9 protein-coding genes are annotated in these 10,288 nt (G+C 70.0%); 5 read left to right on the top strand and 4 right to left on the bottom strand.

Translation table 11 applies throughout. The features are described 5' to 3' along the window. Window positions 1-63: 63 nt before the first annotated feature. Window positions 64-963: a cupin domain-containing protein gene (locus tag ACWEOE_RS34565; protein WP_452016705.1), complete on the bottom strand. Its 900-nt coding sequence runs from the start codon at window positions 961-963 to the stop codon at window positions 64-66. Between the two features lie 165 nt (window positions 964-1,128). On the opposite strand from ACWEOE_RS34565, the gene ACWEOE_RS34560 reads away from it, so the two are divergent. Further along, a complete protein-coding gene (locus ACWEOE_RS34560; protein ID WP_452016703.1) occupies window positions 1,129-1,596 on the top strand; it encodes a MarR family winged helix-turn-helix transcriptional regulator in 468 nt (155 codons plus the stop codon). Between the two features lie 195 nt (window positions 1,597-1,791). Next, on the top strand, window positions 1,792-4,578 hold the full coding sequence (locus tag ACWEOE_RS34555; RefSeq protein ID WP_452016701.1) for an AAA family ATPase: 2,787 nt from the start codon (window positions 1,792-1,794) through the stop codon (window positions 4,576-4,578). A gap of 58 nt (window positions 4,579-4,636) precedes the next feature. Here ACWEOE_RS34555 and ACWEOE_RS34550 read toward each other — a convergent pair whose 3' ends face one another. Next, window positions 4,637-5,431: an SDR family NAD(P)-dependent oxidoreductase gene (locus ACWEOE_RS34550; RefSeq protein ID WP_452016699.1), complete on the bottom strand. Its 795-nt coding sequence runs from the start codon at window positions 5,429-5,431 to the stop codon at window positions 4,637-4,639. A 304-nt stretch (window positions 5,432-5,735) separates the two neighbouring features. On the opposite strand from ACWEOE_RS34550, the gene ACWEOE_RS34545 reads away from it, so the two are divergent. Next, complete coding sequence (locus ACWEOE_RS34545; RefSeq protein WP_452016698.1) at window positions 5,736-6,575, top strand: alpha/beta fold hydrolase; 840 nt, start codon at window positions 5,736-5,738, stop codon at window positions 6,573-6,575. A 99-nt stretch (window positions 6,576-6,674) separates the two neighbouring features. Further along, window positions 6,675-7,226, top strand: coding sequence for a DUF302 domain-containing protein (locus ACWEOE_RS34540; RefSeq protein WP_452016696.1), 552 nt, complete (start codon window positions 6,675-6,677; stop codon window positions 7,224-7,226). Between the two features lie 91 nt (window positions 7,227-7,317). Here the strand turns inward: ACWEOE_RS34540 and ACWEOE_RS34535 are convergent, their stop codons facing one another. Both ACWEOE_RS34535 and ACWEOE_RS34530 read right to left on the bottom strand, forming a co-directional pair. Then, complete coding sequence (locus ACWEOE_RS34535; protein WP_452016694.1) at window positions 7,318-7,746, bottom strand: PPOX class F420-dependent oxidoreductase; 429 nt, start codon at window positions 7,744-7,746, stop codon at window positions 7,318-7,320. A 107-nt stretch (window positions 7,747-7,853) separates the two neighbouring features. Then, window positions 7,854-8,801, bottom strand: coding sequence for a methionyl-tRNA formyltransferase (locus tag ACWEOE_RS34530; protein WP_452016692.1), 948 nt, complete (start codon window positions 8,799-8,801; stop codon window positions 7,854-7,856). Between the two features lie 141 nt (window positions 8,802-8,942). Between ACWEOE_RS34530 and ACWEOE_RS34525 the strand changes: the two genes are divergently transcribed. Continuing rightward, window positions 8,943-10,277, top strand: a complete 1,335-nt coding sequence (locus ACWEOE_RS34525) for a lysine N(6)-hydroxylase/L-ornithine N(5)-oxygenase family protein (RefSeq protein WP_452016690.1) — start codon at window positions 8,943-8,945, stop codon at window positions 10,275-10,277. Window positions 10,278-10,288 lie beyond the last annotated feature (11 nt).

The raw sequence follows: 10,288 nt of genomic DNA, 5'->3' as shown, positions 1-10,288 counted from the left end.
AGGAGCGAACGAAGATTTTCATCGCCCTGGCGTGGTGTCAAAAAGCCATTCGCCGGACCGGCATTACTCCGGCGTTCGTTCGGGGGAACCAGAACCGGTCCCGCCGCGCCATGCCCGCGGCGAACTGCCGTAGGCGCGGGAAAAGGCCCGGCTGAAGGCGGCTTCGGACGTGTAGCCCACCCGCGCGGCGATCCGGCCGACCGGGTCGGCCGTGCCGCGCAGCAGGTGCGCCGCGTGGCCCAGCCGGCACCGCAACACGTACGAACCGGGCGTTTCCCCGACCGATTCGGCGAACCGCGTCGCGAACGCCGAACGCGAGAGCGACGTGAGCCGAGCCAGCTCGTCGACGGGCCAGTCGCGGCCCGGGTCGCGGTGAATCGCGGTGAGAACCGGTGCGAGCACCGGGTCCAGCGCCGCTGTCAGCCAGCCGGCGTTGCGCACATCGCCGGACGAGGCCCACGACCGCAGCGACCAGATGAAGAGCACGTCGAGCGCTCGGGACACCATCACGCGGGCGCCGGGTGCCGCGTGGATCACCTCGGCCATGAGCAGCTCCTTGACCGGCGGGAGCCACGCCGCGGACCCCGGGCCGCCGCGGATCACGATCGCCGGCGGCAGCACGGCGAGCAGCGGCGCGGCGACCACCGTCTCGACGAGGAACTCCCCGGTCACCCAGCTCGCGTGCGGCGTCGCCCGGACGAGGTGGGCGTCGCCCCGCGCGAGCAGCACCAGGTCCCCGGCGCTCAGTTCCACGGTGCTTTCGCCCGCGATCTCGACGTTGAGCCCGCCCTCCTCGACGATGTGCAACAACCTCGCCCCGGCCGGGTGCCGCTCGCGCGAGCTCGACCGGCGGCGCACATCGCCACCCTGCAGGTGGATCGCCTGCAGCACGTCCGAGAGCGCATCGTGCTCGCCGTAGGCCGGCGGTGGAGAATCGGCAAAGTCTTCCGGATCTTGAGCCATGTTTTCGGTCGGACCTCCTTTTAGGCTGCGGTGCTGAACGCGCGAGTGGTTCCGCACGAGCCCTCAGCGCTCCCGGAAGAGGAGCCAGAAGCATATGACATCGAATCGTTTCACACGATTCAATCCGAGCTTGGACGATCCGGCCGCGGATGATACTTTCGCGCAGTGTCCTCGAAGAGCGAACGCCGTGGCGCGCTGCCGCCGCCCGACGCCACTTCGGCGAGCGGTGACCTGACCTGGCTGGCCCACCGGGCGGCAGCGGCGCTCGGCGATGCGTTCAACGCGGTCTCGCGGGATGCGGGGCTGACCGATCTGCGCGACTGGCTCGTCCTCGAACTGATCAGTGAGGGTCCGGAGCGGACACAACTGGAGATCGCGGCCGAGCTCGGGGTCGACAAGACCACGCTGGTGTCTATTCTCGACCGGATGGAGCGCGACGGCCTCGTCGTCCGCGAACTGTCGGCCCACGACCGGCGGGTGCGCATTCCCCGGGCGACTGCGAAAGGCATCGAGGTGAAGGACCGGGTCGCCATCGCTCGTGACACGGCGATCATGCGTCGCCTGTCCTCGATACCCACCCGGGACCACGCGAAATTCCACGCGATGCTGTGGAGCATCGTCCAAGATCAGTGAAAGCCCGGATGTGGGGACGAGTGCGCTGCCGCCAGGTGTGCGGACGCCGGTAGTCCGCGCGGCCGGGGTGAAGGATTCGTACGTTGAGAGCCAGCAGTGAACACCGGCGAATCGCTTGTGGACGGTCCGCCGCGCGAGATCGCGCACCGGGCGGGGAAGTATCGCCGGCCCGCGTGGGCGGGGGAGCTTGATCGCATGGGCGACAAGGGCCTTTTCGAGCACAGTGGTGTCGATTTCCTCGTGGGACGCGGTGTGGCGCTCGAGCGCATCCGCGGCTTCCTCGACGCCACGGACCGTGGTGGAGCACTCCTGTTGTCCGGAGCGGCGGGGGTGGGCAAGACCGTCCTGCTCGATGCCGTGGCGGAAGCCGCGGTCGCGAGTGGCTCACGGGTCCTGCGTGCCGCGGGCGTCGAGTTCGAGGCCGACGTGAGCTACTCGGGCCTGAACCAGGTTCTCTTCCCCCTGCACGAGGCGTTCGGGGAACTGGAGAAGCCGCACGCCGAGGCGTTGCGAGTCGCCCTGGGTTTCGGGAGCGGAGCACCACCGGAGCGGCTCGTCGTGTCGAACGCGACCCTCATGCTCCTGCGCCACGTGGCCAAGGCCGGTCCGCTGCTCCTGATCGTCGACGACCTGCCGTGGCTCGACCGGGCCAGCGCCGCCGTGCTGGGCTTCGTCGCCCGCAGGCTCAACGGCACCCGAGTCACCTTCCTCGGCGCCATGCGGTCGGACAGTGAGACCTTCTTCAACCGCGGTGGCCTGCCCGAGTACGAGGTGCCGCCGCTGGACGGGGAGGCCTCACAGCTCCTGCTCAACACCCGTTTCCCGGCGCTGGCCGCTCGAGTGCGCGAGCGACTGCTGTCGGTGGCCGAAGGCAACCCGCTGGCCCTGCTCGAACTGCCCGCGGCGCTGAGCGGGCAGCAGCGCGCGGCCCTGGAGAACCTTCCCGCCGTGCTCCCGCTCAGCCAGCGGCTCCAGGCCCTGTTCGTCTCCCGGGTGTCCGTTCTTTCCCTTGCCGCACGGCGGCTGTTGCTGCTCGCGACGCTCGAGGGAACCGGCAATCTCGCGGTCCTGCAGGCGTCGGCACGCCACGCCGGTTACGAGTCCGACCTCGAAGACCTCGCCTCCGCGGAACAGGATCGGCTGGTGGCTTTCGACGAGGGCACGCGCCGGCTCGTTTTCCGGCACCCGTTGATCCGCTCGGCGGTCGTGGACGCCTGCACGAGCGCCGAGCGTCGAGCGGCTCACCGGGCGTTGGCCCAGGTGCTGGTGGACCACCCCGAGCGGCGGGCCTGGCACCTGGGCGAAGCTTCCGTCGAGCCGGATGAGCAGGTGGCCGTCCTGCTGGAACAAGCGGCACGGCGCATCGCGGCCCGGGGAGACGCCGTCGGTGCGGTGGCAGCGCTGGTGCGGGCTGCCGACCTCAGTCCCCACGGCTCGGATCGCGCACGCCGGCTCGCCGAAGCCGCCTACATCGGCGCCGACGCGACCGGGCAGCTGCGCAACGCCTCGGAACTGCTCGAAGGCGCCCGCCTGGCCGATCCGGAGCTGATGGGCTCTCTCCACTTCGCGGCCACCGCCGTCTTCCTGATCATCAACGGCGACGGGGACATCGACACCGCCCACCGGCTGCTGGCCGGCGCCGTCGAGTCCGGCGTGCACCGTTACGACGCCCACGACGGCGCCATCATCGAAGCGCTCCACCTGCTTCTGCTCCTGTGCTTCTTCAGCGGCCGCGCGGAGCTTTGGGACCCTTTGTACGCGGCGGTCCGACGCCTGCGACCGGAGCCGCCCGCCCTGCTTTCGGTGGCTGCCCAGACCTTCTCCGACCCGGTCCGGTCCGGTGCCGGGGCACTGGGTCAGCTGGACGCAATGCTCGGCGACCTGCAGAAGGAAACCGATCCCGGCCGGATCGTTCGCGCGGGCACCGGCGCGCTCTACCTCGATCGCCTGGCGGATGTCCGCGAGCCCTCGTGGCGCCTCGTTCTCCAGGGGCGTGACGGTGGTCCGCCGCGCCGGCACATCGGCGCGCTGATGCACCTGTGCCTGGACGACTACCTCACGGGCCGGTGGGACGAGTGCCTGGCACTGGCCGACGAAGGAACCCAGGTGTGCCAGGACTCCGGGTACCACTTCTTCGCCTGGTACTTCTGGTACTGCCGAGCCGTGGTCTCGGCGGCCCGCGGAGACGACGAGGCGGTCGACCACCTGACCGACCAGATCGTTCGCTGGGCCACACCGCGGGGCGTGGGTGCGGCACTGCACTACACCCGGCACGTCCGCACCGTCGCCGACTCCGGCCGCGGTGATTTCGAAAGCGCCTACCGGAACGCGACGGCCTTGGGCGAGGCGGGTACGTTCGCCTCCCACGTGCCGCACGCGTTGTGGGTGGCGTGGGACCTGGTCGAAGCCGCGGTGCGGACCGACCGGCACAGTGCAGCAGCCGCTCACGTGCGGGCCATGCACGAGGCGGACATCGGCGCGCTGTCCCCGCGGCTGGGCCTCCTTGCTGCCGGCTCGGCGGCGCTGTGTACCAGGGACGACGACGAGTCGGTGCGCCTGTTCACGGCGGCGCTGGCGACACCGGGTGCCGAAAGGTGGCCGTTCGATCTGGCGCGGGTACGACTGGCGTATGGGGAACGGCTGAGACGTGCGCGGGCGAACGCCGATTCGCGAGAGCCGCTGCGGCTGGCGTATGACGCGTTCACACTCCTGGGCGCCGGGCCGTGGGCGGATCGGACCGCCAAGGAGCTGCGTGCCACCGGGTGGGGCGGACCGAAAACCACGGCGGGGGGAGACGTGCTCACGCCCCAGGAGCGGGAGATCGCGGATCTCGCGGCGTCGGGCTTGAGCAACAAACAGATCGCCGAGCGCTTGTACCTCTCGCACCGGACCATCGGCGCACACCTGTACCAGATCTTTCCGAAGCTCGGGATCAGCTCCAGGGCAGCACTTCGCGACGCGCTCGCGGCGCTGGAGAACTGACCCCGCCGCGGTGGTGATCGACGAGCCGGCTCTCGGCGGCCCGGCCAAGCCGGCCGACTCACCCCACGGCGCCGTGGCCGGGCACCGCGCCGGGTCGGCCGGGAACGATCCTCAGCGGACGGCTGCCCGGCGGACTGGCGACGACGGCCGCGATGGCCTGGGCCGCGAGGGTGACCGCGGCGCCCGTGAGCGCGTGCTCGGCCAGCTTCGAGTCCACCCGGTCGACCAGACCGGGATATCGGCATTCGTAGGCCTCGACCGTCTCGGTGTCGTCCGGCCGGACCGTGCGAACACGGGAGCCGTTGTCGGGCACCGGGAAACCGGGGACGACGATCGTGGTCTCGACGCCGAATTCGGTCAGTTCCCGGGCGTAGCTCGCCGCGAGGTGGTCGATCATCGCGACCGCTTCGGCGTGCAGTGCGAGGTAGGGCGTGTCCGCAGCTTCGTGGTTGGCCGGCACCACCCACACCAGCAGGCCTTCCTGCCGCTCGCGCATCCGCGGCAGCACGCAACGGTTGACGCGCTGGGTGGACAGCACGTGCGCGTCGTAGACCTGCGCCAGCTGGTAAGGGGTGAAGGACTCGAGCGGCCCCCGGGGCACCGGTCCGACGGCGTGGACCACCGCGTCGATCCTTCCGGCTTCGGCCAGGATGTCCTCGACCGCGGTCGACACCGAGCGCTGATCGCCCACGTCCAACGAGATGGGGCGCGTGCCTCGGCTCCTCGGCTCGTCGAGACGCGCGACAGCCGGGCTGATTCCCGCATACGCGGTGTGGCCCGCACCGGCGAGCGCTTCGGCGGTGGCAGCGCCGAGGTCACTGGAAGCCCCGGTGACAAGAACGACCTGTGACATGGTGCTCCTCGTTGCTCTTCGGCAGATCACTCCCGGCTGTCGCACCAGTGTCGGCCTGACGGAATCCGTGCGCATGAGTTGAATGACTGTCGGCGAAACCCGATCTCGTGACCTCGTCCTCGCCGCACCGACCCGCGCACGGGGTGGCGACACGGAGGAATGACTGCCCGGCGCGGTTTTTCGCTGTGTCCGGCAGTGGTCTTCCGACGGAAGCGGCATCGTGGCGATCCCGCGAGGCTGTCGAAGAACGCCAGGAGGCGGATTCCCTTCGAAAGCGCGGGTCACCGTGCAGGAAAGGCAAGACATGGCAGCGAGTTTTGTGTCAGCACCGGGCGAGACGGTGGACGTCGGCGGGACGCCGTTCGCGTACCGCCGGTTGGGTCCGGCCGCCGGCGTGCCGCTGGTGCTGCTGAACCACATCACCGCGGTGCTGGACGACTGGGACCCCGCCGTGGTCGACGGCTTCGCGGCCGAGCGACGTGTCATCGTGGTGGATCTGCGGGGCGTCGGCGGCTCCGGCGGCACCACTCCCGACAGCATCGAGGCGATGGCCGCCGACACCGTGGCGTTCCTGGAGGCGCTCGGGCTGGACACCGCCGATCTGCTGGGCTTTTCCCTGGGTGGCATGGTGGCCCAGGCCGTGGCCCAGCAGCGACCCGACCTGGTCCGGCGGATCGTCCTGGCCGGCACCTCGCCCGCCGGCGACGAAGGGCCGGCCGGCTGGGGCGCCGGGCTGCAAAGCGCATTCGGGAAGTCGGCCGCCGAAGGCAAGCACCCCAAGCGCTACCTCTTCTTCTCACCGACGCCCCGCAGCCAGGCCGCCGCGGGGGACTTTCTCGCTCGCCTGGACGAGCGGACGGAGGACCGCGACACTCCCGTGACGGACGAGACGATCAGTGCCCAGCTGACGGCGGCCACGAAGTGGGAGCAGGGCACGTCGCCCGCCGGTCTGGCCGATGTGGACAAGCCCGTGCTGGTCGTCAACGGCGACAACGACATCCTGGTGCCGACGATCAGCTCGTTCAACCTCGCGCGGCTGCTCCCCAACGCCACACTGAGCATCTACCCGGACGCGGGCCACGGCGGGATCTTCCAGTACCACGAGCTGTTCGTCCGGCAGGTGCTGGACTTCCTCGGCGACTGACGGGCCGCCACGGTGCCGTCGGCGATCGGCACCGTGGCCGCTCTCGCCGGTTCCCCCGCGACTCCCACAGCAGCCACGACCCTCGAAGGACGGCACGCCATGTCCGCCAGTGATTTCCCCTCCATCCGGACCTTCCCACACGAGGTGGTCCGCCTGGCCATCCCCGTCACGGCGACCTTTCCGGAATTCCGAGACAGCTACGAACGCGCGGTCCCGGCACTCCAGGCAGATCGATTCGAGCAGTTCAAGAGGGAAAAGGCCAGTTGGGACGTCGTCCGCCAAGCCACTGAGGAAAACGCCCCGCACAGCTTCATCCGGTACTGGGGCACCGATGTCGGCTCCCTGATGGAACTGGCCGCCGCGTCGCGTCCGTGCGTGGAATACCTGATGGGCAACCACGTCTTCGCTCAGCGCATGTTCCGGCACGACCCCGCGGTGATGCTCTACGCCCCCTTGCGCACCGCGATCCACGTGGACCACGACGACCGCACCTGGTTCGTGATCGACCAGCCGAGCACCCGGTTCGACAGCTTCCACGATCCGCGGATCGCACAGGCGGGACGAGAACTCGACGCGGAGCTGGCATCGCTGCTCGATCTCCTCGGCCTGCCGGTGCCGACCGGATTGATCGCGGACCCCTCGCGCGGCTGAAGATCAGCGAGGAGCCCGGAACGGCCGCCGGCGTTTTCCGCGGTCTCGCGGGCCGATCGACGAACCCAGCCCGGCGGTCTGCTGGTCGGCCCTACCCGGCCACGGCATCCACCCCCGCGGTGTGTGTCGGGTGGACCACCACGAGAACCTTGCCCGGCGCGGTGGCATAACCGACGAACCCCTCGACGCCCTCGGCCGGCAGGTAACGGCGCGCGATGAGTTCCGAGCCGCTGCGCACGCGGGCGGGGTCGGTGACCACCTCGGCCGTGCCGTTGACCGAGACGAAGCTGTACGGCGGTGCGTCGTCGTGCACGGTCATGGCGACTTCGGCCGACGAAGCCAGCGCGCGGCCCTTCACGCTGTCCTGGGTGATGTTCACGAGCAGGTCGTCGCCGTCCGGGGCGTACCAGACGGGGACCGCGTGGGGGCGGCCGTCGGGGCGGACGGTGACGAAGATGGCGCTGCGAGTGCCCTCGGCGAGGAACGCGCGGCAGCGCTCGGGCGACATCGGGGTGGCCATGAGCGGGATCCCTCCAGTGGACGCGGATCCGGCGCGGGGACGCCGGGTCACTGACAGCGATCACCGTAACCCGGTACCCCGACAAAACCCGCCCGAACGACAAAACCTCACGGCCGATCGGTCAGGTACCCGCCCATCGTCGTGAAGTAGTCGGCTGCGGCCAGGTCCGTGCCGTCCTCCGTGCGCACGCGTTCCACCAGCAGCCCGGGGGAGTGGCCCCGGCGCGCGTCAGACCCGGCGACGATCACCACGCCGGCACCCTCCTCGATGAAAATTCGCCCCGGCGTGCCGCCGTAGTGCCCGGCCGACACCGACGCGCGCACGATCCGCAGCTGCCGCCCGCGGTGGTAGCAGAACGCGTTGGGGTACGGGTCCGACTGCGCCCGCACCAGTCGCTCGATGTCGGAAGCCGGCCACGTCCAGTCGATGAGGCTGTCGCGCGGCGCGCGTTTGTGGAAGAAGCTCGCCTTGGCGCGGTCCTGCGCGATCGGCACGACGCGGCCCGTCTCGATGAGCGAGAGCGCCTCCGCGACGATCGGCTCGATGAGGTCCACGGTGCGGTGGAACAGGTCCGTGGTCGTGTCCTTCGGACCCACCGGCACCGCGCGCTGAACCACGATGTCGCCGGCGTCGAGCTCGGCGTTCATCAGGTGCGCGGTCACGCCGACCTCCGGTTCGTCGTTCACGAGCGCCCAGATCAGGGGCGAAAAACCGGCGTACGCGGGCAGCAGCGAGTCGTGGACGTTGAGCGTGCCGTGGGGCGGCAGGTCGAAGATCTCCGGCGGCAGCCAGGTCCGCCAGTTGTTGGCGACGATCAGTTCGGGGTCCGCGGCCTTGAGCTCGGCGAGCAGCTCCGGGTCGTCCGGGCGGTTGCGCAGCAGGGCGCGGATACCGTTCGCCTTGGCCAGCTCCGCCACCGAATCGTCCCAGATCTTCTCGTACGCGTGGTCGCTCTTCGGGTGCGTGACCACGAGGACGACCTCGTGACCAGCGTCGATGAGGGCGCGCAATGTGCGGTGCCCCCAGGTCTGGTAGCCGAACATGGCCACGCGCATCGGCGAATCCCTTTCGCGGTCGAGGGGACGAACATCACCCACACGGTACTAGCTGAGCCTGTCCTAAGTTAGGTTAGGGTTTCCTGAGCTTTTGGAGTGAGAGCCGAGTCGAGAGCGGCAGTGCCGCGCTAGGGGACTTTGATGTCACGAGCTGTGGTCGATGGCCAAGTGCCGGTGTACGACGTCGTCGGGGTGGGATTCGGACCTTCCAACCTGGCGCTGGCGATCGCTGCGACCGAGCACAACGCCGGTGCCGGGGACACGGTCACCGCGCACTTCCTCGAGCGGCAGCCGCGGTTCGGCTGGCACCGCGGGATGCTGATCGACTCCGCGACGATGCAGGTCTCCTTCCTCAAGGACCTCGCGACGATGCGCAATCCCACCAGCGAGTTCAGCTTCCTGAACTACCTGCACGCCAAGGGCCGGCTGATCGACTTCATCAACCACAAGAACCTCTTCCCGCTGCGGATCGAGTTCCACGACTACTTCGAGTGGGCAGCGGAGAAGGTCGACGACCTGGTCTCCTACGGTACCGAGGTGCTGTCGGTGCGCCCGGTGTGCGACGGCGCCGAGGTGGTCTTCTTCGACGTCCGCGCGAAGTCCGGCGACGAGGTCGTGGACCTGCGTGCCCGCAACCTCGTGCTGGGCACCGGGTTGCGGCCGAACCTGCCCGACGGGATCACCGGCGGTGACCGGATCTGGCACAACAGCCAGCTGCTGCCCCGCGTCGAAGGGCTGCGCGGCAGCGACCCGCGCCGCTTCGTGGTGGTCGGCGCGGGACAGAGCGCGGCCGAGGTCGCGGCGCTGCTGCACGACGAGTTCCCCCGCGCCGAGGTGTGCGCCGTTTTCGCGCGCTACGGCTACAGCCCAGCCGACGACAGCTCGTTCGCCAACCGCATCTTCGACCCCGAGGCGGTCGACCACTTCTACGGCGCGAGCGAGCCGGTGAAGGCCCGGCTCATGCGGTACCACGGCGCCACCAACTACTCCGCGGTCGACCTCGACCTGATCGACGAGCTCTACCGCCGCGTCTACCAGGAGAAGGTGCTGGGGGTGCACCGGCTGAAGCTGTTCAACGTCTCCCGGCCCGTCGACGTGACCGACCACGGCACTCACGTGAGCGCCACCGTCGAGTCGCTGACCACCGGCGAGCGCGCCGTGCTCGACGCCGACGCCGTGGTCTACGCCACCGGGTACCTGCCCGCGGACCCCACGCCGCTGCTCGGCGAGCTGGCGGCCGGCTGCCGGCGCGATGCCGAGGGCCGGCTGCGCGTGGAGCGCGACTACCGCATCACCACCGACGCCACCGTGCGCGGCGGGCTCTACCTGCAGGGCGGCACCGAGCACACGCACGGCATCACGTCGTCGCTGCTGTCCAACACGGCCGTGCGCGTCGGCGAAATCCTGCGGTCCATTGTGGATCGCCGGGCGGCCGTGGCGCACCTGCCGGAGTACGCGGTGAGCGGCACGCGCTGACGGCGCGGCGT

The sequence above is a fragment of the Amycolatopsis sp. NPDC004368 genome (assembly GCF_053602515.1).
This window is presented reverse-complemented; position numbering and strand designations above follow the sequence as displayed.